This window comes from Psychrilyobacter atlanticus DSM 19335 (genome assembly GCF_000426625.1).
GTDB classification, from domain to species: Bacteria; Fusobacteriota; Fusobacteriia; order Fusobacteriales; family Fusobacteriaceae; genus Psychrilyobacter; species Psychrilyobacter atlanticus.
This window is the reverse complement of the sequence record NZ_KE384547.1, coordinates 822,668-848,915: the sequence shown is the minus strand read 5'-3', so window position 1 is coordinate 848,915 and position 26,248 is coordinate 822,668. Positions and strand designations below refer to the sequence as shown.

Annotated in this window: 25 protein-coding genes, 1 tRNA gene and 1 riboswitch; of the genes, 8 read left to right on the top strand and 18 right to left on the bottom strand. The window is 33.6% G+C overall.

Going from position 1 to position 26,248, the window contains the following annotated elements; all coding sequences use genetic code 11:
* The first annotated feature begins 43 nt into the window (after positions 1-43).
* The 6 genes from kamD (at position 44) to K337_RS0104500 (ending at position 5,809) form a co-directional block, all read left to right on the top strand.
* On the top strand, positions 44-1,603 hold the full coding sequence (kamD, locus tag K337_RS0104525) for a lysine 5,6-aminomutase subunit alpha (RefSeq protein WP_028855550.1): 1,560 nt from the start codon (positions 44-46) through the stop codon (positions 1,601-1,603).
* Positions 1,603-2,391: a lysine 5,6-aminomutase subunit beta gene (kamE, locus tag K337_RS0104520; protein WP_028855549.1), complete on the top strand. Its 789-nt coding sequence runs from the start codon at positions 1,603-1,605 to the stop codon at positions 2,389-2,391. The genes kamD and kamE overlap by 1 nt, the downstream gene beginning before the upstream one ends.
* Before the next feature lie 205 nt (positions 2,392-2,596).
* Positions 2,597-3,988 carry a short-chain fatty acid transporter gene (locus K337_RS0104515; RefSeq protein ID WP_051251608.1) on the top strand — a complete coding sequence of 464 codons (1,392 nt, stop codon included), beginning with the start codon at positions 2,597-2,599 and terminating at the stop codon, positions 3,986-3,988.
* 38 nt (positions 3,989-4,026) lie between these two features.
* Positions 4,027-4,689, top strand: a complete 663-nt coding sequence (gene atoD, locus K337_RS0104510; RefSeq protein WP_028855547.1) for an acetate CoA-transferase subunit alpha — start codon at positions 4,027-4,029, stop codon at positions 4,687-4,689.
* On the top strand, positions 4,676-5,341 hold the full coding sequence (locus K337_RS0104505) for a 3-oxoacid CoA-transferase subunit B (RefSeq protein ID WP_037029461.1): 666 nt from the start codon (positions 4,676-4,678) through the stop codon (positions 5,339-5,341). Before atoD ends, K337_RS0104505 begins: the two co-directional genes overlap by 14 nt.
* A gap of 57 nt (positions 5,342-5,398) precedes the next feature.
* The gene (locus K337_RS0104500) at positions 5,399-5,809 is read left to right on the top strand and encodes a MaoC family dehydratase (RefSeq protein WP_037029164.1); all 411 of its coding nucleotides are present in this window, start codon (positions 5,399-5,401) and stop codon (positions 5,807-5,809) included.
* A gap of 155 nt (positions 5,810-5,964) precedes the next feature.
* Here the strand turns inward: K337_RS0104500 and K337_RS0104495 are convergent.
* The 6 genes from K337_RS0104495 to K337_RS0104470 form a co-directional block, all read right to left on the bottom strand.
* Positions 5,965-6,040, bottom strand: a tRNA-Thr gene (locus K337_RS0104495).
* Positions 6,041-6,063: 23 nt separating this feature from the next.
* The gene (locus K337_RS20355; protein WP_028855544.1) at positions 6,064-7,020 is read right to left on the bottom strand and encodes a peptidoglycan DD-metalloendopeptidase family protein; all 957 of its coding nucleotides are present in this window, start codon (positions 7,018-7,020) and stop codon (positions 6,064-6,066) included.
* On the bottom strand, positions 7,017-8,264 hold the full coding sequence (gene rho, locus K337_RS0104485; RefSeq protein WP_037029163.1) for a transcription termination factor Rho: 1,248 nt from the start codon (positions 8,262-8,264) through the stop codon (positions 7,017-7,019). Before rho ends, K337_RS20355 begins: the two co-directional genes overlap by 4 nt.
* A 2-nt stretch (positions 8,265-8,266) precedes the next feature.
* Positions 8,267-9,277, bottom strand: coding sequence for a sodium:calcium antiporter (locus K337_RS0104480; protein WP_028855542.1), 1,011 nt, complete (start codon positions 9,275-9,277; stop codon positions 8,267-8,269).
* Positions 9,278-9,292: 15 nt separating this feature from the next.
* Positions 9,293-10,621, bottom strand: a complete 1,329-nt coding sequence (miaB, locus tag K337_RS0104475) for a tRNA (N6-isopentenyl adenosine(37)-C2)-methylthiotransferase MiaB (RefSeq protein WP_028855541.1) — start codon at positions 10,619-10,621, stop codon at positions 9,293-9,295.
* Positions 10,622-10,731: 110 nt separating this feature from the next.
* On the bottom strand, positions 10,732-11,385 hold the full coding sequence (locus tag K337_RS0104470) for an N-glycosylase/DNA lyase (protein WP_028855540.1): 654 nt from the start codon (positions 11,383-11,385) through the stop codon (positions 10,732-10,734).
* A 232-nt stretch (positions 11,386-11,617) separates the two neighbouring features.
* Here K337_RS0104470 and eam point away from each other — a divergent pair, with 232 nt between their 5' ends.
* Together eam and K337_RS0104460 are read left to right on the top strand one after the other, a co-directional pair.
* Positions 11,618-12,871, top strand: coding sequence for a glutamate 2,3-aminomutase (gene eam, locus K337_RS0104465; RefSeq protein WP_245584868.1), 1,254 nt, complete (start codon positions 11,618-11,620; stop codon positions 12,869-12,871).
* An 88-nt stretch (positions 12,872-12,959) separates the two neighbouring features.
* Positions 12,960-13,057, top strand: a riboswitch (purine riboswitch).
* Positions 13,058-13,117: 60 nt separating this feature from the next.
* Positions 13,118-13,693 (top strand): xanthine phosphoribosyltransferase, encoded by a 576-nt coding sequence (locus K337_RS0104460; protein ID WP_028855538.1) that lies wholly within the window; start codon positions 13,118-13,120, stop codon positions 13,691-13,693.
* Positions 13,694-13,735: 42 nt separating this feature from the next.
* Here K337_RS0104460 and K337_RS0104455 read toward each other — a convergent pair whose 3' ends face one another.
* The 12 genes from K337_RS0104455 to trpC all read right to left on the bottom strand — a co-directional run bounded on the left by K337_RS0104455 (position 13,736) and on the right by trpC (position 26,237).
* Positions 13,736-14,971, bottom strand: a complete 1,236-nt coding sequence (locus K337_RS0104455; RefSeq protein WP_245584867.1) for a pyridoxal phosphate-dependent aminotransferase — start codon at positions 14,969-14,971, stop codon at positions 13,736-13,738.
* 14 nt (positions 14,972-14,985) lie between these two features.
* Entirely contained in the window at positions 14,986-15,801 is an 816-nt protein-coding gene (gene aroE / locus K337_RS0104450; RefSeq protein ID WP_028855536.1) for a shikimate dehydrogenase, read from the bottom strand.
* Positions 15,791-16,861: a bifunctional chorismate mutase/prephenate dehydratase gene (locus K337_RS0104445; protein WP_028855535.1), complete on the bottom strand. Its 1,071-nt coding sequence runs from the start codon at positions 16,859-16,861 to the stop codon at positions 15,791-15,793. The genes aroE and K337_RS0104445 overlap by 11 nt, the downstream gene beginning before the upstream one ends.
* 10 nt (positions 16,862-16,871) lie before the next feature.
* A complete protein-coding gene (aroC, locus tag K337_RS0104440) occupies positions 16,872-17,951 on the bottom strand; it encodes a chorismate synthase (RefSeq protein WP_028855534.1) in 1,080 nt (359 codons plus the stop codon).
* A gap of 164 nt (positions 17,952-18,115) precedes the next feature.
* The gene (gene aroA, locus K337_RS0104435; RefSeq protein WP_028855533.1) at positions 18,116-19,390 is read right to left on the bottom strand and encodes a 3-phosphoshikimate 1-carboxyvinyltransferase; all 1,275 of its coding nucleotides are present in this window, start codon (positions 19,388-19,390) and stop codon (positions 18,116-18,118) included.
* A gap of 94 nt (positions 19,391-19,484) precedes the next feature.
* Positions 19,485-20,549: a 3-dehydroquinate synthase gene (aroB, locus tag K337_RS0104430; protein ID WP_028855532.1), complete on the bottom strand. Its 1,065-nt coding sequence runs from the start codon at positions 20,547-20,549 to the stop codon at positions 19,485-19,487.
* On the bottom strand, positions 20,550-21,395 hold the full coding sequence (locus K337_RS0104425) for a prephenate dehydrogenase (RefSeq protein WP_028855531.1): 846 nt from the start codon (positions 21,393-21,395) through the stop codon (positions 20,550-20,552).
* Positions 21,396-21,535: 140 nt separating this feature from the next.
* Entirely contained in the window at positions 21,536-22,549 is a 1,014-nt protein-coding gene (gene aroF, locus K337_RS0104420; RefSeq protein WP_028855530.1) for a 3-deoxy-7-phosphoheptulonate synthase, read from the bottom strand.
* A 324-nt stretch (positions 22,550-22,873) separates the two neighbouring features.
* The gene (gene trpA, locus K337_RS0104415) at positions 22,874-23,665 is read right to left on the bottom strand and encodes a tryptophan synthase subunit alpha (RefSeq protein WP_028855529.1); all 792 of its coding nucleotides are present in this window, start codon (positions 23,663-23,665) and stop codon (positions 22,874-22,876) included.
* A 4-nt stretch (positions 23,666-23,669) separates the two neighbouring features.
* The gene (trpB, locus tag K337_RS0104410) at positions 23,670-24,839 is read right to left on the bottom strand and encodes a tryptophan synthase subunit beta (RefSeq protein ID WP_028855528.1); all 1,170 of its coding nucleotides are present in this window, start codon (positions 24,837-24,839) and stop codon (positions 23,670-23,672) included.
* Positions 24,832-25,461: a phosphoribosylanthranilate isomerase gene (locus K337_RS0104405; RefSeq protein ID WP_028855527.1), complete on the bottom strand. Its 630-nt coding sequence runs from the start codon at positions 25,459-25,461 to the stop codon at positions 24,832-24,834. Before K337_RS0104405 ends, trpB begins: the two co-directional genes overlap by 8 nt.
* Positions 25,458-26,237: an indole-3-glycerol phosphate synthase TrpC gene (gene trpC / locus K337_RS0104400; RefSeq protein WP_028855526.1), complete on the bottom strand. Its 780-nt coding sequence runs from the start codon at positions 26,235-26,237 to the stop codon at positions 25,458-25,460. Before trpC ends, K337_RS0104405 begins: the two co-directional genes overlap by 4 nt.
* Positions 26,238-26,248 lie beyond the last annotated feature (11 nt).

The following is a 26,248-nucleotide window of genomic DNA, read 5'->3' as shown; positions in this document are numbered from 1 at the left end:
GAGAGTATCTCAAGGGGGAAAGGGTAGCTTTGGAGGTAAAGATATGCAGGATTCAAAATTACACTTAGATTGGGATGTAGTGGCAGATGCTAGAAAATCAGCTAGAAATATCGCCATAGACGTACAAACTTATATAGATGACCACTCTACAGTATCGGTAGAGAGAACAATCTGTCGTTTACTTGGGATCGACGGGATCGACAAATTTGAAGTACCACTGCCAAACATAGTGGTAGAACATATTGAAAAAGAAGGAAACCTTACTTTAGGAGTTTCCCACTATATCGGAAATGCCATGGTAGAAACAGGCCTTTCTCCTCAAGAGATTGCTGAAAAGGTGTCTAACGGTGATTTAAATCTAGGAAAGATATCTACCCATGATGCTTTTGAAATAAAATTAGCTATAGATAAAATTGCTCGTGAAAATACAGATAAAATTGCAAACAACAGAAAGGATAGAGAATCTTATTTAGAAAGATTTGGAGATAAAACAGGGCCGCTTTTATACCTTATTGTGGCTACTGGAAATATATATGAAGATGTAACTCAAGCTGTAGCAGCTGCCAAGCAAGGGGCAGATATTATTGCCGTTATCAGAAGTACAGGTCAGAGTTTACTGGACTATGTACCTTTTGGAGCCAGCACAGAGGGCTTTGGTGGAACATTAGCTACTCAGGAAAACTTTAGAATAATGAGAAAAGCACTGGATGAAGTAGGAGAGGAATTAGGAAGATATATCAGACTCTGTAACTATTGCTCTGGTCTATGTATGCCTGAGATAGCTGCTATGGGAGCCTTTGAAAGACTTGATGTAATGTTAAACGATGCACTTTATGGAATTTTATTTAGAGATATCAATATGAAGAGAACATTTGTAGACCAATATTTCTCTAGAATAATAAATGGATTTGCAGGAGTAATCATTAATACTGGAGAAGATAACTACCTTACTACAGCAGATGCAATAGAGGAAGCTCATACTGTCCTCGCTTCTCAATTTATAAATGAACAATTTGCACTTCTTGCTAATTTGCCTGAAGAACAACAAGGATTAGGACATGCATTTGAGATCCACCCAGATACAGAAAATGGATTCTTACTCGAACTATCTCAAGCTCAAATGGCTAGAGAAATATTTCCAAAGGCACCATTAAAATATATGCCTCCTACAAAATTTATGACTGGAGATATCTTCAAAGGCCATGTACAGGATGCTCTATTTAATATGGTAACTATTATGACCGGACAAAGACTTCACCTTATGGGAATGATGACTGAGGCTATCCATACTCCATTTATGTCTGACAGGGCTCTAGCAATCGATAACGCTCAATATATCTTTAAAAATATGAAAGATTTTGGTTCTGAAATAACATTTAAAAAAGATGGAATGATTGTAAATCGTGCTAAGGAAGTTCTTGAAAAAGGTAGAGATTTAATCAAAGAGATTGAAACAACTGGAATGTTTGATACTCTTCAAAAAGGTAAATTTGCAGGTATAAAGAGACCTATTGATGGTGGAAAAGGATTAAACGGCGTATTTGTAAAGGATACTACATATTTTAATCCATTTATAGAATTGATGGTTGGAGGTGACAAGTAATGAGTGGAGGATTATATTCAACTGAAGATAAAAGTTTTGATACTACGTTAGACTTAAAAAAATTAAAACCTTATGGGGATACCATGAATGATGGAAAGGTACAGATTAGTTTGACTCTACCAGTTCCTGCCGATGAAAAAGGTGCTGAAGCAGCTAAAGAGTTAGCCAAAAAAATGGGAATATCTGAACCAGCGGTTTCTCATTATGGGGCATTAGACACTCACTTCTCATTCTATGTAGTATACGGATCATTGAATCACACTGTAGATTATGACGAGATCCATGTAGAAACAGTAGACATAGAAACTATGGATATGTATGGAGTACAAAACTTTATTAGTGAAAATATCAAAAGAGATGTAGTTATCGTAGGAGCTAGTACAGGAACTGACGCTCATACAGTAGGAATAGATGCTGTTATGAATATGAAGGGATATGCTGGTCACTATGGTCTGGAAAGATATAAAGGGATAGAAGCTTATAATTTAGGTTCTCAAGTAGAAAATGAGGAATTTATCAAAAAAGCAATTGAATTAAAAGCTGATGCACTATTAGTTTCTCAAACAGTTACTCAAAAAAATATCCATATTCAAAATTTGACTCACCTAGTGGAATTGATGGAAGCTGAGGGAATCAGAGATAAGGTTATCCTTATTGCTGGTGGTCCTAGAATCTCCCATGAACTAGCCAAAGAATTAGGTTATGATGCTGGTTTTGGTCCTGGAAAATATGCAGATGATGTAGCAACCTTTGTTGTAGAAGAGATGGTCAAAAGAGAGATGGTGTAATTAAAAACGTTTAACTACGAATTACGCTAATAAATTTAGCCAGAACTTTTTTAAAAAATAAAAAAATATAAAGATTAAGTAACAAGAATTTTTTCTTGTTACTTTTTTCCGGTAAGTTCTTCCTATCTTTTTTCATAAAACTTAGAGTTTTTCGTAGAAATTTGAAATCTTTTATTAATTTTTTAATTTAAAAGGAGTAGATTCTATGAATAAAACCGCAGCTAAAGAAACAACTATTAGACAAAAAAATATCTTTGAAAAATTTACAAATTTATGTGTAATATTAATACAAAAATATCTGCCTGATCCATTTATATTTTGTGCCATCTTAACATTTATAGTTTTTTTAATTGCAATCCCTATTACTAAACAATCTCCTATGTCTATTATCAATAACTGGACCAATGGATTTTGGAGTCTATTATCTTTTGCTATGCAGATGGCACTAGTGTTAGTTACAGGACATACTATGGCTAGTTCTCCATTCTTTAAAAGAACCTTATCGTTTATGGCCAGTAAATTAAAAAATCCATCTCAAGCTATAATAGGAGTTACTGTAGTTTCTGTCTTAGCCTCTTTTATAAATTGGGGATTTGGTCTTGTAATTGGGGCTATATTTGCTAAAGAAATTGCTAAAAAAGTCAAAGGTGTAGACTACAGGTTATTAATTGCTTCTGCATATACTGGATTTTTAGTTTGGCATGGAGGATTATCTGCTTCAATACCTCTAAAACTTGCGTCTGGCGGAGATTTAAAAGGTGCAACAGCAGGAGCTATTACAGAAGCAATCCCTACATCTATGACTATTTTTTCAACCACTAACCTGATTATATTAGTCGTACTTTTTATCACTTTACCCTTTGTTAATAGGGCTATGCATCCTAAAAAAGATGATGTCATAACGATAGATAACGATCTGCTTATAGAGGTTCCAGAAGAAAAACTAAATTTCGCTGATATGACTCCAGCAGAAAAAATAGAAAACAGTAAAACTGTTTCCTTACTTTTGGGAATAATGGGCTATACTTATATTGTTTCGTACTTTATGAAAAATGGGTTTGCATTAAACTTAAACATAGTTAATTTTGTGTTCTTATTTACAGCAATTCTTTTACACGGTACACCTCATAGATTTTTAAATGCAATCAAAGAAGCTTCCAAGGGTGCCGCAGGAATAATACTTCAATTTCCTTTTTACGCTGGAATAATGGGTATTATGGTTGGAAAAGGACCTGAAGGAATTTCTCTGGCAGGAGCTATGTCAAACATGTTTGTTAATATTTCCACTGAAACAACTTTCCCTTTCTTTACTTTTTTAAGTGCTGGGATTGTTAATTTCTTTGTCCCATCTGGTGGAGGTCAATGGGCAGTTCAGGCTCCGATAATGATGCCTGCCGGTGCTGCTCTTGGTATTCCAGCAGCAAAAACTGCCATGGCAATAGCCTGGGGAGATGCATGGACAAACATGATACAACCATTTTGGGCTCTTCCTGCTCTTGGTATTGCAGGCTTAGGTGCTAAAGATATAATGGGTTATTGTTTGGTAGTACTTATTTATTCCGGTGCTATAATTTCACTGGTTTTAATGTTTCTATAAATTTAATATCTTAAAATAAAAAAGGGGGAAACAAGTTTATGTCTAAGAAAATAATTGATGTTGCAGATGCAGTATCTAAAATAGAAGATGGAATGACCATCATGGTAGGAGGTTTTTTAGGTACTGGAACGCCTCATACTATCGTAGATGCTATTATAAAAAAAGGTGTAAAAAATCTGACTATCATATCTAACGATACAGGAATAAAAGATAGTGGTGTTGGAAGATTTATCTATAACAATATGGTTAAAAAAGTAATTACATCACACATTGGTACAAATCCAGAAACTGGTAGACAAATGAATGAAAAAGAGATCGAGGTCGAGTTAGTTCCTCAAGGAACTTTAGCTGAGAGAATAAGGTCTGGAGGTGCTGGTTTAGGAGGAGTTCTTACTCCTACTGGTCTTGGTACTATAGTTGCAGATGGAAAAGAAATAATAGAAGTCGATGGGAAACAATTTCTTTTAGAAAAACCTCTTAGAGCGGATATTGCTATCCTTTTAGGACACACTGTAGATACCAAAGGAAATATTATCTATGCAAATACTGCTAGAAATTTTAACCCTCTCATGGCTACAGCTGCTGATACAGTTATAGTAGAAGCTGAAAATATAGTAGAAGTGGGTACTATCAATCCAAACGAGGTTGTTACGCCTAGAATTTTTGTAGATCATATCGTAGGAAGTGATTATAATGGATAAAAAATTAATTAGAGAAATTATTGCTAAGAGAGTTGCACAAGAATTGAACGATGGAGATGTAGTTAACCTTGGTATAGGTCTTCCTACTGCAGTTGCTAACTATGTTCCAGAGAATATGGATGTTATATTTCAATCAGAAAATGGTCTCTTAGGAGTAGGTCCTGCTCCGAAAGAGGGAGAAGAGATTAAAGATCTAGTTAATGCAGGTGGAATGCCTATCACTACCTTAGATGGAGCAGTATTCTTTGACTCTGCTATGTCTTTTTCTGTAATCCGTGGGGGACATGTGGACATGACTGTACTAGGAGCATTGCAGGTAGATGAAAAAGGTAACCTTGCTAACTGGATAATTCCTGGAAAGATGGTTCCTGGAATGGGAGGAGCTATGGACCTTGTTGTAGGAGCTAAAAAAGTAATAGTTTCTATGGAACATACTGCAAAGGGTAAACCAAAAATCTTCCCTCTATGCACATTGCCCCTAACTGCTGCTAATCAGGTTAACTTGATTATCACAGAGATGGCAGTTATCGAGGTAACTTCTAATGGCTTACTACTAAAAGAGATCGGACCACATAATACTGTAGAAGATGTAATAGCTAATACACCTGCAAAACTGATCTTAGCAGATAATATAAAAGTAATGGAATTATAAATATATCATGCTTTCTTTCTATAGGAGAGAAAGCGGCTTTTAATAGGAGGTTTAAATATGATAAAATCATTAAAAATCGGAGATTCTTATAGTTTTAATAAGATAGTAGAAGCTATAGATGTAGAAAAATTTGCAGAGGTAAGTACAGACCATAACCCGGTTCATTTAGATGAGGAGTATGCTAAAACTACTATGTTTAAAAAAAGAATAGCCCATGGAATGTTAGGGGTATCTTATATTTCATCTATTTTAGGAACAAAATTTCCCGGTGAAGGAACTATATATTTAGGACAGACTGTTAAATTTTTAGCTCCTGTTTATTTAGGAGATACTTTAGAAGTTAAAGCTGAAATCGTTGACCTTAAAGAGGGACGAAACGACAGAGCTACCCTAAGAACTACCTGCACAAACCAAGAGGGTAAGATGGTAATCGATGGAGAGGCCAGTGTAATGCTTCCAAAGGCGTAAAAGCAACGTGACCATTACATCCAGACAAGCATAATTATGTTTACTGGTGTAATTTTCTATACTATTAAAAATCGAGGGTTAATTCCCTCGATTTTTTTATTTTGTTAGCAAAACAAAAAGAGCAGAACGCGAGTTCTGCTCTGAAATTTATTTATTGGTGCCACCTGCCGGAGTCGAACCGGCTACCTCTACCTTACCATGGTACTGCTCTACCTAGTGAGCTAAGGCGGCAAAATGCTACCATTAGGCAGCGATTATTTAAAATATTTCATTGGATTTACAGGAGTCCCGTATTTTCTTATCTCATAGTGAAGATGTGGACCTGTTACCCGTCCTGTTTTCCCACTTTCTGCAATAAGCTGACCTCTATTTACCCTCTGACCTTTTTTTACTTTTATCTTATTTAGATGCGCGTATCTAGTTTCATAGCCTTTAGAGTGCTTAACAATAACTATCTTACCATATCCACTCATCCACCCTGCATACGTAACAGTTCCGTTTTCCGAAGCTTTTACATCTACATAATGAGCTCTTAAATCTACTCCCATATGACCTATCCATCTTTTTAATACAGGATGGAATCTTCTACCATAGGGACTTGTCACACCTTTCCATGCTACTGGCCAATATACATCGAAACCTTTCTTGGTTCTTGTAATTCTAGCTAGATCTACTTTTGGGTTATTTATTATTAACATTTGATTCAAACGAACTGTACTCGACGTTAAATTATTGGTAGTTTTTAATTCACTTACAGTTTTTCCAAACTTTGAAGCTATTTTCGAGAGTGAATCTCCCTTAGCTACCTTGTAAGTTATGGAATTCCCTCTAGTGATTTTAAGTTTCTCTCCAATTTTTAAATACTTTCCCATATTAGGATTGTTGTATTTTAAGACAGTCTGTGACTGCCCAAATTTATTGGCAATTCCACCTAGTGTATCTCCAGATTGTACTTTATAATATGTTATTTCTGCTCTCTTTTTTGATTCTTTTTGTGTTTCTTCACTTACAATAGTATATTGTTTTTCATATACTTTAAAGTCCGAACTAAGTAGCTGATAACCACCGTTATCTGCTTCTGATTCAGTGTAATAATCTGTAAAATCACTTAAATTAACAACTTCTTTTTCTAATTTTTTGATAGTATTATATGCTAAAAACATATTAAATACCAATAAAATTATGAGAAGCTTTTTCATTTTTTTATTCAATTTTTCGCTTCTCCTTTCGAATAATAGTTTAATAAATCTTCGTTAGTTTTTGTTTTTCTTATAGTATCTATTAGTTGTTTAGAACCCTCAGCTGAACTGAGTTTACTGAGATATCTACGAATTTTCCAAATTGTTGAGAGTTTATCATCTTCAATCAATAACTCCTCTTTTCTTGTTCCTGACCTTTTTATATCTATCGCTGGATATATTCTTAATTCAGCTAAAGTTCTGTCTAGATGGATATCCATATTTCCAGTACCTTTAAATTCCTCAAAAATAACATCATCCATCCGGCTTCCAGTATCTACCAAAGCTGTAGCTAAAATGGTCAAACTTCCACCACCACGAATGTTTCTTGCTGATCCAAAAAATTTCTTTGGGTAATATAGAGCTGTTGGATCTATTCCACCAGATATAAGTTTACCACTAGATGGTATCACAATATTATAGGCTCTTGCAAGTCTTGTTATTGAATCCATCAATATTACAATATCCTTCCCATCCTCTAATATTCTTTTGGCTTTATCTAAAACCATCTCGGTTACTTTAATATGGTTTTTAGGATCTTCATCAAAGGTAGATGAAAAGACTTTAGCACCACAAACTGTTTCCTTTATATCTGTTACTTCTTCAGGTCTTTCATCTATGAGTAATATCCATACTTCTAAACCTTTGTTATTCTTTATTATACTGTTAGCTATATTACTTATTAACATTGTTTTACCGGCTTTAGGAGGTGCTACAATAAGACCTCTCTGTCCTTTTCCAAGTGGTGCAATCAGATCAATAATCCTTCCTGATACATCTCCCTGTCCACCTAAAACGATCTTTTCATCTGGATATGCAGGTGTCAACTCATCAAAAGGTACACGATTTTCTGCTTTTTCTAAGTTATCTCCATTTATTAAAAGTATCTTTCTCATGGCATAGTTTTTTTCTGTTCCTACCGGTACTCTGGCTTCGCCTAAAACTATATCACCATTTCTAACTTTAAATTTTCTTATCTGTGTAGAAGATATATATACATCTTTTTGCACATTGGTTTCACGTAGAAAACCATATCCATCAGCAAATACTTCAATCTTACCCCAAGCTATAGTATGTCCTTCACTTGATCTTACATATTCACCTATCTTTTCAATCAATTCCAATTTTTTATAATCATAAGATTTATCTATATTTAATTTTTTAGCTATCTCCCTTAATTCCGAAAGGAGTAACCCGCTTAAATCTACCAAATTCATCATCACCTTTTTATATATAGTATATACATCGCTACAAAATAAACCAATCCAATAATATATGTATCATATCTTCTTTTTTTCTTTTCAAACATAACACCCATCATAAATACTAAAAGTATCAACATAGAAAATATAGCCGTCATCTTGTGAAATCCACCCAATGATTGATATATATTGTTATCTCTTAGAAATAGGTCTGTAATAAATATAATCATTATATTAAATATATTACTTCCCAATAAATTTCCAGCAGCCATATCATATGACTTTAATTTAATCGCTTCAATACTTACGGTTAATTCCGGTAAAGATGTTGCAAGAGCTATTAATATAAGCCCTACAAAAGATTCTCCCAGTTCAATTCCAAAGAATGGTGTACTGGCAATTTTATCTCCTACAAAACTGAGGCCTGTTCCTAAAACAACTACAAAAAATGCATTTATCATAAATCCTTTTTTTGCCTGGGGAAGTGTAATTCCACCCTCTTCTATCTCATGAAACTCCTTTACCTCTTCCTCTAATTTTTCACTAAATTCATCATTTTGCTGATGTTCATAGATATAGATAGATTTCATAGCTATAAAATAAACTCCTAAGATCATCAATGAAAATAAACTGATATTCATTATTCCTTCTGTTGGGAATAAAAATCCCAGTAAAAATATCAATGTTAAAATTATAGCCCAAAACCCAGCCATAAAGTTTTTACTGCTTACCTTAGATGAAAAAGAAGTAGACCTTAAGACAAATATATCAACTATAAATACTACAAATATATTAAACAGATTACTTCCAAATATATTTGATATTGCCATTTGAGGATTTCCCATGAGAGTAGCACTAATACTTGTAACCATCTCTGGCAGGGAAGTTACTGCCGCTAACATAACTATTCCTATCCAGGATTTCTCTATCCCCATCAAGTCTCCTATGGTATCCCCATATAAACTTAATTTTTTTCCAACTACTATTATAAATCCTGCTAATACTGCAAAGATTAATATGTACAACATCTTATCACCTCTATTTTATGCTAACTCTCCGTACAAAGTCCATGTTTTTGCTGTTACAATTTTAACATCTACAAAGGTTCCCTTTAAAGAACTATCACCTTCAAAGATAACTACTTTATTTGCACTTATCCTTCCTGTCATCTTTTTCTCGTTTCTATGACTGGTACCTTCTACTAAAACTTTTACAGTTTTACCTATATAACTCAAACTACATTCCTTTGCATTCTCATTTTGAACATCCATCAGTCTTTGTAATCTTGATTTTTTTATTTCCTCTGAAATCTGCCCTTCCATAGTTGCTGCTGGAGTCCCCTCTCTTATGGAATACATAAACATATAGGCATTTTCATACTTAACCTGTTTAATTAAATCCATAGTATCTAAAAAATCTTCCTCTGTCTCTCCAGGAAACCCTACTATGATGTCTGTAGTAAGTGAGATATCTGGTAATGCGGTCTTTATCCTGTCTACTAAGTTCAAATAATCTTCCTTGCTATACTTTCTATTCATGGCTTTCAACATCTTAGTCGATCCTGATTGAACTGGCAGATGCATATTTCTAGCTATTTTTTCTGGATTTTTAGCAGCTACTTCTAAAACATCTAAAGTTAGGTCCTTTGGATGAGGTGATACATATCTAATCCAGTATTCTCCCTCTATTTTACAAATTTCGTCTAATAATTTAGCAAAATTAATTTCATGGTTGTTCTCAAAATCTTTTCCATAAGAATTTACATTTTGTCCTAATAACAAGATATCCTTATACCCTTTTTCCACATATTTTCTAACATCATTTACTATATCTTCCATAGGAACCGATCTTTCACGACCTCTTACATACGGAACTATACAATATGTACAAAAATTATTACAACCATAGTTTATAGCTACAGAAGCTGAAATTCCATCTCCAAAGTTAGCATCTATCCTAGGAGGTAACTCATCTTCTTTATCAGTTAATACTGCATGCACTACCTCTCCCTTTAGTATTTTTTCCATGATTTCTGGTAATTTTGCTATGTTTTGATTACCAATAACTATATCCACATGGGGTGCTCTTTCTAGTATGTGTTCCTTTTCTTCTTGAGCTACACAACCTGTTACTCCTATTATCATCTTAGTCTTTCTAGCATTTTTTATAGTTTTTAAATTCCCTAGTTTTCCCTCTATTCTACCTGCTGCTCCACCTCTTACAGTACATGTATTTAAAAATACAGCATCTGTATTGTGAATGTCATCAGTCATTTCATATCCATTTCCCTCTAATAACTTTTTCATCTTAGCTGTCTCATTAACATTCATTTGACAACCATATGTTATAATTGTAGCTTTTTTCTTTGTCATTTATCTTCCTCCATCTAGCGTTTCTTACATACAATTTAAGCACTTAATATTGTATCACAATACTTTACTTTACTCAATTATACAGAAGCTTTTAAATTAATTTTTTTTCATCATTTAAATACTTCTCCAGCTTCTAAATACCACAGCAATAGATCAAAATGATCCATAGGAATCTCTATCTCCCGGCAGTATTTTTCAATTTTTTTCTCTATCTCTAAATACTTTTTAGGAGTTATAGTTTTAGGAATTTCATCTATCACTTCTAACCTCATTATATTTTTCAATATATGCCTGTCTAAGATCGCTATTTCATCCCCAAATCCTATGTTTCTCAGGAAATGACTGGCTTCTTTATATCCTATTCCCTTAATATTTTTTACCAGCCAAATTCTTTTTTCAAATACATCTCCCATCTTATCGACCAACGTTTTAGTGATTATTCTTCCCTCTTCATCTTTCATAAATTCACGAAGGATAACCAGGTTTTTTGCTTTGGTATTTTTAAATCTTACTACATTTAGATACGGTATCAAATCATCCTCTATCCCAGTCCAAAAAACACCAGCATTCCGCATCCCATCTATTGCTTTTTCCGCTCCTCTAGCCTTAGACTGGGGTGTTAAAATACAGAAAGCAAGCTCCACATGTACATCTTCATTATTTCCATTAAACCAGATTGACTTATATCCGTCTATCCTAGCTTCAATTAAAGGTTTTATTCTTTTATACACTTCCCTTATCTCCATTAAATATTCAGTATTCATCTATAATTCCTCCCATTAATTGCTATAAATCAAAATCACTTATATTAATTTTCTTCTTTTTTCGAATTTTTCCTTTTTAATCTTTTATACTATTAGTTTTATCAATAAAAATATATAAAATATCAATAAATAAATATATCTACCATTTATTTCATTTATTAAAATTTGACACACTATAACTATATGCGTATAATGTAATGTACATAATATAAAATTTTAGGAGGCTGATATTTTGACTGGTAGAGAAATTTCCCTAGATAGGGCTAAAGAACTTAAAGGTACTATAAACGATTATTTAATAGCAAGAGAGGATATACCAACTGGTATGACTAAAGGCGTAAGGAAACAATTTGAAGTTTCAAAAGCGATCCTTTTAAAGCATTTTGGTGCTACTGAAAAGGAATGGAATGATTTTAAATGGCAACTTTCAAATAGAATTACTGACGTTAAAACTTTAAGTCTTATCTTAGATTTGACTGAAGAAGAAAAAAAAGAAATTCAAAGTGTAGGAGATAAATATAGATGGGCAATTTCACCATACTATGCTTGTCTATTAGATCCAAAGGATAAATATGATCCTATTAGATTACTTAGTATTCCTGCATCTATTGAATTAGATAATAATTCTGGAGATGCTGATCCCATGGGAGAGGAACATACTAACCCTGCTGGAAGTATTACTAGAAGATATCCAGACAGACTTATCATAAATACAACTAATGAATGTGCAATGTATTGTAGACATTGTCAAAGAAGAAGAAATATCGGTGAGAGTGACAATGCTACCCACGATAAAGATCTTTTAGAATCAATTGAATACATCAGAAATAACCCTGAGGTTAGAGATGTTTTACTTACTGGAGGAGATGTTTTAGCACTATCTGATTCTAGATTAGAGTGGATCTTAGCTGAACTTAGAACTATTCCCCATGTAGAAATTATCAGATTAGGTAGTAGAACACCTGTTACTATGCCACAAAGAATCACAGATGAGCTAGTTAATATGATAAGCAAATATCACCCTATCTATTTAAACACACATTTCAACCATCCAAAGGAGATTACTCCTGAAGCTAAAGCTGCATGTGAGAAATTAGCGAACAATGGAGTTCCTTTAGGAAACCAGGCTGTTCTATTAAATGGTATAAATAATAATAAATTTGTAATGAGACTTATGAATCAAGAGTTATTAAAGATCAGATGTAGACCTTATTATATCTTCCATGCAAAACATGTTCAAGGAACTGAACACTTCAATACATCTATCGACGATGGATTAGAAATCATGGAATACCTAAGAGGATTCACTTCTGGAATGGCTATTCCAACTTATATTGTTAACGCACCAAAAGGACAAGGTAAAACACCTTTAATGCCTCAATATATGTTATCTCGTGGAACTGATTATGTTATGATCAGAACTTGGGAAGGTAAAGTAATCAAGTATGAAAACCATCCTACAAAAAATATCAAAGAGATCTATTAATTAGAATTCTTATTATTAGCTGACCTAGGTCAGCTAATTTTTTTATCCTTTATTTTCCAAATCCTTGTTTTTTTGAGAATCTTGTGGTAATATAGATAAAATCAATTCTCATATATTTTCTTAATAAGGAAGAAAGTTTCTACTAGCTGCCGTAAATAGCTAACTATGAGTGTAATTTTAAGATCAATATTTTCTTAATAATTTCACTCGATATGAGGTGTTTAAAACATTTTTGGAGGTTTAATTATGAAAATATTACACGATACTATATTAAAAGATGGATTAGCATTATCAGACTCAATCTTAAAGGTTGATTCATTTGTTAATCATCAAATAGATCCTAAACTTATGAATCAAGTCGGGAAAGAATTTGTTAAAAGATTTGAAGGTAAAAAGATAGATAAGGTTTTAACTATCGAAGCTTCTGGAATAGCTCCTGCTATGATAACGGCTTTAGAGCTAGATGTTCCTATGGTATTTGCTAAAAAACACAAACCCATTACTATGGACAAATTTTACTCTACCACTGTATATTCTTTTACAAAGGAAACTAATTACAATTTAACTGTTTCTAAAGAATTTATAAAGGAAGGAGAAAATATCCTCCTAATTGACGATTTTTTATCAGCTGGAAATGCTATCCTAGGTCTTAGAGATATTGTAAACCAAGGTGGAGCAACTGTTGTAGGAGTAGGGATTGTTATTGAAAAAGGATTTAAAGAGGGAAGAAAAAATCTTCTAAAAGAAGGATTTCATCTAGAATCACTAGCTATAGTTGAAAAAATGGAAAAAGGTAAGATTACATTAAACGAAATTAAATAATAAAGTTCTCAGTACTGGTGTCAGTACTGAGAACTTCTTTTTTTAACCTATAATTTTTTTAATTTTTTTAGCCAATCCTTCTAATTTTTTACTGGGACTTCCGCATATTGCAATCCTTATCCCATGAGCTACCTGAATTGGATATATATTTTCCCGGTTCAGTTTTTCCAAACTTTCACTAATTTTTTTATCCTCAATCTTTAACGTAATGAAAAACCCTTCTTTATATGGATAAACTTCTAAACCAGCTTCATAAGCTTCCTCTAAAAATATCTTAGATCTTTTCTCCAATAGTTTTACATAACTATCTCTTTCCTTTGTTAATTTATCTCTTAAGATTTCGTCACTTTGAATAGTTGAAAATAATTTCATTCCACCCTTGGGAACATTTGACCATATCCCACGACATGTAAACTCATTAGCTCTCATATACTCATCTACATTTTTCTCTTCATTTGAGATAAATACACTTCCCCCTACACGAAGTCCATATTTAGTAAGTGTTTTAGAGCAGCTAAATGAGAATACAACCAAATTTTTAGGAGATAGATCTGTAAAACGCTCCATATATTTACGGCTTTCCTCATATCCTTTTACAGCATAGTCTATATAAGCAATATCGTTTAAAAGGATATAGTTTCCATCTTCAGATAGATCATTCATAACTTCTACAATACTCTCCCATTCAGATCCACTCATAGAATAACCTGTAGGATTATGACATGGATCATTTATTATAGCCAACACTTTCCCCTGAGATTTCATTATCTCAGATGATTTTTTTCTAAAACTCTCAATATTAAACTCATCTTTTTCATTGAATAATTCATAGGTTTCTATTTTTAAATCATGTTCCTTTGCCATTATCTTATAGGGTCCCCAACCGATATTTGGAATAAGCAGCGTTTCTTCCGGGTCCAATATATTTTTTAGGGTAGAACTCACAGATCCAGATCCCCCAGGTGTAGCTATAGCTCCTACACTGAATTTCTCTTCATGTTTCCCTAATACCCACGACTTTATTTCTCTCAGATAGTCATTGTTTCCAATAAATGATTCTGCATAGGGCGCTATGTCCATCTTATCCAAATTTTTATATACTTCACTTACAGAATCAAAAATGGTAAATTTACCATTTTCATCACAAAGAGCTCCTATTGTTACATCTATTACATTATCTTCTCCATACTTAACTTTAGCATCACTGGCTTTTTTTACCATTGTAAATACCGTATCTATAATATTTTTATCTTTCGACCTTTTGGCTAATATTCCCATTTTCTCCCCCTTTTTTATTTCTTATAGATTAATTCCTTTATTTTTTCATAGATTTCTTGTATGTCGTCTTCCGACATATCTCTTTCCTGCCAGATTTCCTCTGCTTTTACAGCCTGTCCTACCAGCATCAGTAGACCGTTTTCATCTATTTTAAATCCCTCTAAGAACTTAGTTTTCTGAGGGTTATAGATAAGGTCTATCCCTGCCTGGTATTCTTTTTTTTCCTCTTCATCCAATATACTGCATTCTATATTGGGATACATTCCACAGGGGGTGCAATTAACTATTAAATTCTTGTCAGATATAGACTGTAGTTCATTGTAAGAAATAATATTTAAATTTTGAAAACTTTTAAAATTTATCCTGGCTTTTTCTGTATCTCTGGTAACCAAATAATTTTCTCCACCTAGATCTTCTAAACATTTAATAACAGCTCTGGCTGAACCTCCAGCGCCACAGATAAAGTTTTTTTTATTTTTTATTTCTAATTTTAACTTAGTTATTATCATCTTGAATCCATAGTAATCTGTATTGTACCCGATTAACTTACCGCCCTTAGAAATGACAGTATTAACTGCTCCTATTTGTTCAGCTTCTTCAGATACTTCATCTAAATATTTTATAATATCTGTTTTATAGGGGATAGTTATATTTATACCAGATAGTTCCTCAGATTTTAATTTTTTCACTACTTCTAAGATATTATTTCGTGGCACCTCTATCAATGAATATTCTCCAGCTATCTGAAATCTTTCAAAGATCATATTATGAATTATAGGTGAGTAACTATGTCCTAATTTCTTTCCTATTAAAGCATATTTATTTTTCATAACTGCCAATCACCTCAAAATATTTACTTTTTTTCTCAATCTTTTCTATAGCAGGTTTCAAAGTCTCATAGTTCCCTTCTAATTCCACAAAAAAGATATATTCCCAGGGAGAATCTTTAAGAGGTCTTGATTTTATACTTAACATATTGATACCATATTTGCTGAATTTTCCTAAAACGTCAGATAGATCCCCTGATTTATTATATGTAGAAAATGCTGCCATGATCCTGTTATGATCTTTATTTACAATCAATTGATTTCCAATAACCATAAATTTAGTTGTATTATCTTCATGGGTATTGATGTTCTTTGCCAATATATCCAAATTATAGATCTTAGCCGTTTCAGCACTTCCTATAGCACCTTTAGTTATATCTTCCATTTCACTCACATATTTTGCACTTATAGCTGTATTGTAATATGGTATTTCCTTATAACCTCTTCCCTTTAAAAAAGTCTGGGATTGCTTAAATCCTTGAATATGGGAATATATCTCCTTTATATTGCTTAATTTTGACCCCTTTATTCCCAATAAATTATGATCTATTTTTAACTCTATAATATCTATTATGTAGGCATTATATTTTTTTATAAGATCAAAGTTATCGGTGATATCCCCTGTATATGAGTTCTCAATAGGGAGTACTCCTACCTCTATCTCCTTATTTTTTAATGCTGTAAATACATCTTCAAAATTTTGATAGGAGTTTAAAACTTCGTCTTTATATTTAGTTTTTAATGCCAAATAACTAAATGATCCTGGTATCCCCTGGTATCCTACCACCTTATCTAACCCTAAGATAGATTTTTGAAAACTTCTGGATATCTTCATATTACTTTCTAAAAATTCAACATAATATTTTTTTAATTTTTCATCTGTAACCCTCTCGGAATTTTCCTTAATCACTACTTTTTCTCTATCTCTATCTAATACTTCCGTCCCCGTGCTCTGCTTATATTTTGCAATTCCTTCTACTACTTTCATTCTTTTTACAAATAATTCTGCCATCTCTTGGTCTATTTTATCTATCTCAATCCTCAATTGATCTAATTTTTTCATTTTCACCATCCTAAGATACCACCCAAAAATCCAAGATTCCTATGGCTGCCATTGCTTCTACTACCACTAAAGCTCTAGGAACTATACATGGATCGTGTCTTCCTACAATCTTAAATTCTGTTTCCTCATTAGTTTTCATATTTATAGTTTCTTGAGCCTTTGATATAGAAGGAGTTGGTTTTATAGCCACTTTAAAGTTTATAGGCATTCCATTGGTAATCCCACCTAAAACTCCTCCATTATTATTAGTTTTAGTTTTTACCCTATCACCGTCTATATAGATATCATCATTAGCTTCACTTCCAAATAGATCAGTTATTCCAAATCCCGCTCCAAATTCTACACCTTTTACAGCGGGGATAGAATACATCAACCCGGCCAACTGACTTTCAATTGAATTAAAAAATGGGTTCCCTACTCCAGGTTCCATACCTATAATAGAGCACTCTATTACCCCTCCTAGAGAATCACATTCACTCTTTGCACGAAGGATCTTTTCACGACTTAGTTTTTCTAAATTTTCATCTAAAAATGGAAGTTGCTTCTCAGCTAATTTTTTAAAAACTTCTATATTTAGATCACTTTCAGAAAAATCCCTGTCTTGGAGATTTTTTATACTCTTTATATGGGTTCCTATATAAATTCCTTTATCCATCAATATTTGCTTTGCTACTGCACCTGCAAATACAATTGGAGCCGTTAATCTCCCTGAAAAATGGCCTCCTCCACGGTAATCATTATACCCATCATACCTTTTGTATCCAGTATAGTCAGCATGTGCTGGTCTGGCTATATCCTTTATCTTACTGTAATCCCTTGATTGCTGGTCCCTATTTCTAATCAGTATACTAAGAGGTGCTCCTGTAGTATATCCATTAAAGTATCCACTTAAAATTTCAAAAGTATCCGCTTCTTTCCTGGCAGTTGTAAGTTCATTCTTACCTGTGGCACGTCTTTGCATCTCTAACTTTATTGCATCTAGATCTAACTCCACCCCTGCTGGTAACCCATCAATAGTAATTCCTATTCCTACACCGTGAGATTCCCCAAACAACGATAATTTTATATTTTTTCCCCAAGTTGAACCCATTTTATCTCACCTTTCCTTTTATGGTTTTCTCACATTTAAGATTAGAAAAAAGATTGCTAAAGCAACCTTTCTTCTATTTATTCAGTTAAAATCTTTTTTTATCCCTATTCTATAGATAAAGAAATCCAATTAATCTCTTTAATCTATATTAGAGTTTTTTATTTTTATTCCTCTATTATTTGTATCTTCCCACTTAATTTTTCAAAATCTTTCCAAAAATTTGGATATGATTTCTTTACTGAATTTGCTCCTGTAAGGATAATAGGTTCATCACATCTGCTGCTGGCTACTGCCAGTGCCATGGCAACCCTGTGATCGTTCCAGGCATCTACTTCTACTCCACCTTTTAGATTTTTCACCCCTTCTATGATCATTCCATTTTCAGTTTCTGCTATATTAGCTCCTAATTTATTAAGTTCTGTTGTCATAGAAGTTATCCTATCAGATTCTTTTATCCTCAACCTTCCAGCATTAATTATCCTAGTCGTTCCCTCACTTAAGCTGGCTAAGACTGTTACTATAGGCCCTAAATCCGGACATTGACTCAAGTCAATTGTAGAACCTATCGATTGTTTCCCTGCTATACTTATTATATCTTTATCTATTCTTAGGTCGCCACCCATATCTTTCAATATTTTTATTATTTCTCTATCCCCTTGCAATGAATCAGGATTCATTCCAAGACAATTGATACCATCATTTAAAAATCCAGCTACCAGCCAAAAAGCTACCTGGGAAAAATCTCCCTCGACCCTATAATCATGTGCTTTATAACCTTGGTTTCCAGGAACAACAAATCTTTCATAATTTTCATTGATTATTTTAACGCCGAACCTGTCTAAAATATCTAAAGTTAGGTCTATATATCCTTTAGATTCTAAATTAGTAGTTATAATTATTTCAGAATCACCATCTAATTTTGGTAATGTATAGAGGAGTCCGGTTATAAATTGTGAGCTTATATCTCCCCTTACCTCAAATTTTCCTGGTTTTAGTTTCCCATCAATAGTTAATGGAAGTTCTTCTACACCTCGACTATATTCTATTCCCTGTTTATCAAAAATCTCATGGAATACATTAAGTGGTCTGGTAGTTAATCTTCCCTCTCCTACAAATGTTACTTCCCCATCTGCTAACAGAGATATAGGTATCATAAACCTGATTGTAGATCCTGATTCCCCGCAATTTATAGTACTATTTACCCTCTTTAGATTTTTAGATCCTGTAATAACTTCATAATCTTCAAACACTTCTATATCTACACCTAAATCTTTCATAGCCTGAGTTGTTACCGTTATATCGTTTGAAAAATTAAGATTCGTTATCACACTTTTTCCCTCTGCTAATGAACCTGCAATTATAGCTCGATGTGCTAGACTTTTAGATGGTGGTATCACCACATCTCCTTTTAATTCATTTGGAATTATTCTAACCTTCATTTCTACCCTCCTACCCTGCAAAATTACTGTTTATAAAAGCAACATGACGTTGCATCCAATTAGTTATAACCCAAGTTTTTATAAACTTTATTTTTTATTTAAGCAATTTATTGCCGATCTCTTCCTCTGCTACCTTCTTTACCTCTACCTTACCTATTTCAGATAAGAATATAAAATTTAATATCCCCGATATATTTTTCTTATCGCTTTTCATGATTTCTATGAGATCTCCTAAATTAACTTTATCCTCTATAGGAAGTTCATATTTTTTTAAAATTTCCTTTATTTTTTTCGATTCACCTGTTTTTGTTATTCCTAATTTTTCTCCTAATATGGTTATCTCATACATTCCTATAGAAATTGCCTCTCCGTGGGTGTATTTTGTATAATCATAATATTTTTCAATAGCATGACCCAGAGTATGACCAAAGTTTAATATCATACGTAGCCCAAGATCCAGTTCATCTACCTCTACTATTTTTGCCTTTATTTCACAACACCTTTTGATAATCTTTTCTATATCTTCCATAGAACTCTTTAAATCTTCCTTCTCCAACAGATAGTTAAAAAATTCATTGTCATAGATGGCACCATATTTTATTACCTCAGCCATTCCACTCCTTACTTCCCTTTCATCCAGGGTTTTTAGGAGTTCTGGATCGATAATTACCATCTTAGGCTGGTAAAAACTTCCGACTAAGTTTTTACCTCTAGTCGTATCCACAGCAACTTTTCCTCCTACACTGCTATCTACCTGAGCTAACAGTGTTGTTGGTATCTGGATAAAATCCATACCCCTGTATATTGTAGATGCTGCAAACCCTGCTAAATCTCCTACAACTCCACCACCAAAAGCTATCAGCAGATCTCCTCTTTTTATTCCTGAATCGATTATTTTTTCATATACCTTTGTTAGGGTATCGAAGTTTTTATTTTCTTCCCCTGCATCAAAGACTACCTTGGATGGTACATAACCTGAGTTTTCTAAGTTTTTTAATAACATATCTCCGTAGAGGCTGTCTACATTTGTATCGGTCACTACAACTATTTTTTTCTTTTTATAGAATTTTGATATATATTTTCCTACCTCTTCAAATATTCCCCTTTCTATAAAAATATCATAGGATTTCTCATCTAAATTTATGTGTAATTTTTCCATTTAAGATATCTCCTTTCTCCTTACGGTAGATTTCCTGAACTCTTCTTTGAGGGATTCACTATCTCCTTCTTTTAAAGAATTTTTTATTATATCTAAACTTTCCTCAAATCTTTCTATTTTTTTTATGAGGTTATCCTTGTTTCCCATGAACAACTTATCCCATAGTTCTTCATTTATCATGGCTATACGAGTAAGGTCACGATATGAATCTCCTATAAATACATTAGTATCAAAGTTTTTTTCGTCTGAATTAACTAAAGCGACTGCTATTGCATGAGTTAATTGACTGGTAAAAGATATTATTTCATCATGTTTTCTAGGAGTTATCCGAGAAACCCTCTTAAATCCCATCTCATATGCCAATTTTTCTATAAGGTCTAAATTATTATTATTATTCAAGGGATGAGGGGTTATTATAAAGTTGGCTCCATTAAATATCTCTTCACTAGAGTTCCATACCCCTTTTACTTCCCTTCCTGCCATAGGATGAGCTCCTACAAAATCTATACCTGATGGAAGATTTCCTATTATTCTATCTATCATATCACCCTTCACTCCTACTGCATCTGTAATAACTGCATTAGGTTTAAAGTTATCAATATTTCTTTCTATAAATTCTTCTACTAAGTTGGGATAGAGACAAATTACTACTAAATCACTTTCAGATAGAGGGTTTTTAGATTCCATAAATCCCCTATCTATTATCCCTTCAGATTCTGCATAGGAGAGAGCTTTTTCATCTAGATCTATCCCATAAATGGTGTCAAATTCATCTCTCAAGGTCTTAGCATAACACCCACCTATAAGCCCTAATCCTACTATACTTAATGTTTTTTTTTGTTTCATATTTTTCTCCCTTTTATTCTCTCTTACCTATTGCTTTCTCCCACTCGTCTAGGGATAGAATTTTTTCTTGGTTTTAATTGAAGTTTATAGTCGTTGAGCTCCAGCGGTACTGTTTCTACAATGACGATTGTGACTAAGTTTTACATCTTTTTCCCAACTACCTCTAATATCTTACTTACATCTCTTACTAAATCTTCAAATTGCTCTGGTCTAAGTGATTGTGCCCCATCACATAGTGCATTTTCAGGATCATTGTGTACCTCTATCATCAGTCCGTCTGCTCCTACTGCTGCTGCTGCCATAGCCAACTTTTTTACCATCCATCTTTTCCCTGTAGCATGACTTGGATCTACAATTACTGGCAGGTGACTTAATTTTTTTACTGCTAATACTGCACTTAGATCCAATGTATTTCTTGTGTATTTTTCATATGTTCTAATTCCTCTTTCACATAGGATTACTTTTTCATTTCCTCCTGCCATTATATATTCAGCAGACATCAACCATTCTTCGATGGTAGCTGATAACCCTCTTTTTAATAAAATAGGTTTATCTATCTTTCCAAGTGCTTTTAACAGGTCAAAGTTTTGCATATTTCTAGCTCCTACTTGGATTATATCTACCTCTTCAGCAAATTTTTCCACTAGATCTACCGACATAATTTCAGTTACTATTGGCATTCCAGTTTCTTTTCTCGCTTCCTTTAATAATTCTAATCCCTCTAATTCCATTCCTTGGAAAGCATATGGAGAAGTTCTTGGCTTGTATGCTCCACCACGTAAAATTTGAGCTCCTGATTTCTTTACTGACCTTGCTACTTCTAAAATTTGATCCCTTGACTCTACTGAACAAGGTCCAGACATAATTGTGAAATTCCCTCTACCAATTTTTATTCCATTTACATCGATTATTGTACATTCCTCTTGCATCTTTCTATTAGCTTTCTTAAACGGTTCTTGTATTCTCGTCACCTTTTCTACTCCTTCTAATGCTTCCATATCTCTTATACTTAATTTTGATGTATCCCCTATTATCCCTAGAATCCCATATTCCTTTCCTGATATACCCTTTATCTCCATCCCAAGGTTTTCAAATACTTCTACAATGTGGTTCACTTGATCATCTGTGGCACCTTTTTTTAGTTTAATTATCATCATTTTCCTCCTAATGTATCTAGATTTTTAGATTATCTTATAAAATAAAAAAACCTGTTCCAAATAGAACAGGTTCACAATTTTTCTAATAAAAAGACCTATATTTAAAATATAGGTCTACAATTAAAAAATTTATTTTGACAAATTGTCTTAAGTTTAATAAACCTGTTGGTTATGAAATTTGATTGCTTTTCAATTCATACCAATATCTAAAGCCTTTCATTACCATCTGATTTACCTCCCTAAAATTTATTTGATATAATAGTACTCCTATTGCATCTCTTTGTCAAACATTTTTTATTTATTTTTATTATAAATCTAGATCTATACCCTTCTGTCATTTCTAGCGCCTTTTAATTCCCTGACTTTTCCCTCTATTACTTTTGAATCACCATTAGTTTCATGAGCTAATTTCACAATAGCTGATCCGACTATAGCTCCATCTGCTATCCTATGTATCTTTTCTACATGTTCCCTACTAGATATGCCAAAACCAACTGCTAAAGGTAAATCTGTCTCTATCCTCACTTCTTCCAGGAAACTTTTTAAATCTACATCAAAACTCTCCCTGACTCCAGTTACACCAAAAGATGATATACAGTAGACAAATCCACCCCCTCCCTGATTAATTATTTCTCCCAATCTCTCCTTGGAATTAGGAGCAACTAATGGTATTAAATCTACCCCGCTCCCTTCTATTAGTTCTCTAATTTCGCCCCTTTCCTCCAAGGGAAGGTCAGGTATTATAAGCCCATCTACCCCAGCTTCCTGGCATTTTTTTATAAAGTTTTCTATACCGTGGCTCAAGATAGTATTGAAATAGATTAAAAATACCAAGGGAATCTCTGTTTTTTCCCTGACATTTTTAACAACTTCAAGTACTTTGAATAACCTGGTTCCATTCTCTAGAGCTCTTTTCCCGGCTGCCTGGATAACAGGCCCATCAGCTATAGGATCCGAATATGGTATTCCAAGTTCTACTATGTCAGCTCCTCCCCTTTCCATAGCATAGATAAGCTCTTCTGTCTGATCTAAGCCGGGATCTCCAGCTGTTATATATGTAATCAATGCTTTATTTCCTCCTAACTCTTTAAACTTTTTCTCTATCCTGTTCATAGTTTTATTCCCCTCCTAAATATTCAGCTACTGTATGGATGTCTTTATCCCCACGTCCCGATATATTTATTACTAATATCTGGTCTTTTTCCATCTTAGGAGCTAATTTCGCTGCATAAGCTATGGCATGGGAGCTTTCAAGAGCCGGCATTATTCCCTCCTGCCTGGTTAGCAGTTTAAAGCCTTCCAGTGCTTCATCATCTGTCACCGATTCATATTTCACCCTTTTTATATCGTGTAGATGGGCATGTTCCGGCCCTACTCCTGGATAGTCCAATCCAGCTGATATAGAGTGTGCTGGTGTTATATTTCCATCCTCATCACATAGCATATAAGTTTTCATCCCATGTATCACTCCTACGCTCCCGCAAAATGCTGCTGCATGCTGCCCTGTTCCTATCCCATACCCGGCTGCTTCCACCCCATAGAGTGCTACCTTTTCATCTTTTATAAAATCGTAAAACATACCCATGGCATTGGACCCACCACCTACACAGGCAATTATTGCATCTGGTAACCTACCTTCAGCTTTTATTATCTGTGATTTGGTTTCCTCTCCTATTACCTTTTGAAAATCTCTTACCATAGTTGGATATGGATGAGGTCCGACTACCGATCCAATCACATAAAATGTATCCTCTACCCTCTGAACCCATTTTCTTATAGCTTCATTGGTTGCATCTTTCAAGGTTCCTGTTCCAGATGATACACCTGTCACCTTAGCTCCCAATAATTCCATCTTAAAAACATTTATCTTCTGTCTTTCCATATCTTCTACACCCATGAAAACTTCACATTCCATCCCAAACAGTGCTGCTCCTGTAGCTGTTGCTACCCCATGCTGCCCTGCTCCCGTTTCAGCGATAACTTTCTTTTTCCCCATCCTTTTTGCCAGCAAGATCTGCCCCAATACATTGTTTATCTTATGAGCCCCAGTGTGGTTCAAATCTTCTCTTTTTAAATATATTTTTGCCCCGCCTAGTTTTTCACTCATCTTTTCAGCATAAAATAATGGTGTTTCACGCCCTACATATTCCTTTAGATAATATCTGTATTCTTTCATAAATTCCGGGTCATTTTTTGCCTCTTTATAGGCTATCTCTAAATTTTTCAATGGATTCATCAGTGTTTCAGCTACATACTGACCTCCAAATTCCCCAAACTTTCTATCCATCTTCTCCACCCCTTCTTATTTTTTTTATAATTTCTTTTATTTTCCCTTCATCTTTAAATCCATCTATTTCTACACCTGAACTCAAATCTATAATATAAGGCTCTACCTTTTCTACAGCTTCTAATATATTTTTAGGAGTTATCCCACCAGCCAGAGCTATCTTGTATTTTTTACTGACTCCTTCAATCAAATCCCAATTAAAAACCTTCCCACTTCCACCTCTAACATTTTTATTATAGGCATCTAAAAGACAAATATCTGTATATTTTTTGTATTCTATAAGTCTTTTTTCTATACCTCTATCCCTTACTGAAAATGCTTTCCAGATCTCATATCGATCTCTAAAACAATCACAATATTCTGTTGTTTCCTCTCCGTGAAATTGAAGTATATCCAAGCCACAATATTTTGCCACCTTTTCTACATCTTCACTTTTTTCATCTACAAATACTCCTACAGTTTTTATCCTTCTATCCAGTCTATCTATTAATTCTTTAACCTTCTCTTTAGTAACTTTTCTCTTACTATTAGCAAAAACAAACCCTACATAATCAGGTAAATTTTTATTCACCATCTCTATATCTTCCACTCTTTGTAATCCACATATTTTTATTTTTGTCATATTTTTCCCCTTGCTGTATCCTTAAATTTTCCTACTAATCCGCCTATATCATCACACCTCATAAAGACTTCTCCAATCAACACTCCGTCTATCTCGGCTGCAATTAATCTTTTTATATCCAACTCATCTTTTATCCCGCTCTCAGACACTATAACCCTATCTTTTGGAATTAATTTTGCTAACTCTATCGTTGTATTTAGGTCCACTTCAAATGTTTTTAAATTCCTATTATTTATCCCTATTATCTCAGCACCTGCCCTCAAGGCTGTCTCAACTTCCTCCTTTGTATGTACCTCTACCAGAGCATCCATCCCCAAACTTTCAGCTGTTTTTATAAATTTTTTCAATATCTTTTCATCTAAAATCACTGTTATTAAAAGTATTGCTGAAGCTCCTAATATTTTCGCTTCATATATTTGAACCTCGTCTACTATAAAATCTTTCCTCAGAGCAGGTATTTCTACTTCTAATGTTATTTTTTTTAAATATTCTGGACTTCCCAGGAAGAAACTTTCCTCTGTCAGTACAGATACTGCATCTACACATTCTTCATATTCTACAGCTAATTCCAGCGGGTCAAAATTTTCTTTTATCAGACCCTTAGATGGAGATGCTCTTTTTACTTCCCCAATTATAGATAACCCTTCTTTTTTTAGTGCATTTATAAAACTAGATCTGGATCTTGTGTTTTCAGCCTTTTCTTTCAATAACTTTATATCCAAATTTAATTCTTTCAACCTCATCTTCTTTTTTTCTACTATGTTGTCTAAGATCATATCTCACCTTC

Bases quoted from the DNA above. Each gene is read 5' to 3' on its own strand.
- trpC (WP_028855526.1), bottom strand. From the start codon at position 26,237: ATGATCTTAGACAACATAGTAGAAAAAAAGAAGATGAGGTTGAAAGAA.
- K337_RS0104480 (WP_028855542.1), bottom strand. From the start codon at position 9,277: ATGTTGTACATATTAATCTTTGCAGTATTAGCAGGATTTATAATAGTA.
- aroE (WP_028855536.1), bottom strand. From the start codon at position 15,801: ATGAAAAATAAATATGCTTTAATAGGAAAGAAATTAGGACATAGTTAC.
- atoD (WP_028855547.1), top strand. From the start codon at position 4,027: ATGTCTAAGAAAATAATTGATGTTGCAGATGCAGTATCTAAAATAGAA.
- kamE (WP_028855549.1), top strand. From the start codon at position 1,603: ATGAGTGGAGGATTATATTCAACTGAAGATAAAAGTTTTGATACTACG.
- K337_RS0104470 (WP_028855540.1), bottom strand. From the start codon at position 11,385: ATGAATACTGAATATTTAATGGAGATAAGGGAAGTGTATAAAAGAATA.
- trpA (WP_028855529.1), bottom strand. From the start codon at position 23,665: ATGAACAGGATAGAGAAAAAGTTTAAAGAGTTAGGAGGAAATAAAGCA.
- K337_RS0104460 (WP_028855538.1), top strand. From the start codon at position 13,118: ATGAAAATATTACACGATACTATATTAAAAGATGGATTAGCATTATCA.
- K337_RS0104405 (WP_028855527.1), bottom strand. From the start codon at position 25,461: ATGACAAAAATAAAAATATGTGGATTACAAAGAGTGGAAGATATAGAG.
- aroA (WP_028855533.1), bottom strand. From the start codon at position 19,390: ATGAAGGTTAGAATAATTCCAAATGAATTAAAAGGAGATGTGGTGATA.
- aroB (WP_028855532.1), bottom strand. From the start codon at position 20,549: ATGGAAAAATTACACATAAATTTAGATGAGAAATCCTATGATATTTTT.
- K337_RS0104455 (WP_245584867.1), bottom strand. From the start codon at position 14,971: ATGGGAATATTAGCCAAAAGGTCGAAAGATAAAAATATTATAGATACG.
- K337_RS0104445 (WP_028855535.1), bottom strand. From the start codon at position 16,861: ATGAAAAAATTAGATCAATTGAGGATTGAGATAGATAAAATAGACCAA.
- K337_RS0104500 (WP_037029164.1), top strand. From the start codon at position 5,399: ATGATAAAATCATTAAAAATCGGAGATTCTTATAGTTTTAATAAGATA.
- rho (WP_037029163.1), bottom strand. From the start codon at position 8,264: ATGAATTTGGTAGATTTAAGCGGGTTACTCCTTTCGGAATTAAGGGAG.
- miaB (WP_028855541.1), bottom strand. From the start codon at position 10,621: ATGACAAAGAAAAAAGCTACAATTATAACATATGGTTGTCAAATGAAT.
- aroC (WP_028855534.1), bottom strand. From the start codon at position 17,951: ATGGGTTCAACTTGGGGAAAAAATATAAAATTATCGTTGTTTGGGGAA.
- K337_RS0104515 (WP_051251608.1), top strand. From the start codon at position 2,597: ATGAATAAAACCGCAGCTAAAGAAACAACTATTAGACAAAAAAATATC.
- aroF (WP_028855530.1), bottom strand. From the start codon at position 22,549: ATGATAATTAAACTAAAAAAAGGTGCCACAGATGATCAAGTGAACCAC.
- trpB (WP_028855528.1), bottom strand. From the start codon at position 24,839: ATGGATAGAAAGTTTGGGGAATTTGGAGGTCAGTATGTAGCTGAAACA.
- K337_RS0104425 (WP_028855531.1), bottom strand. From the start codon at position 21,395: ATGAAACAAAAAAAAACATTAAGTATAGTAGGATTAGGGCTTATAGGT.
- kamD (WP_028855550.1), top strand. From the start codon at position 44: ATGCAGGATTCAAAATTACACTTAGATTGGGATGTAGTGGCAGATGCT.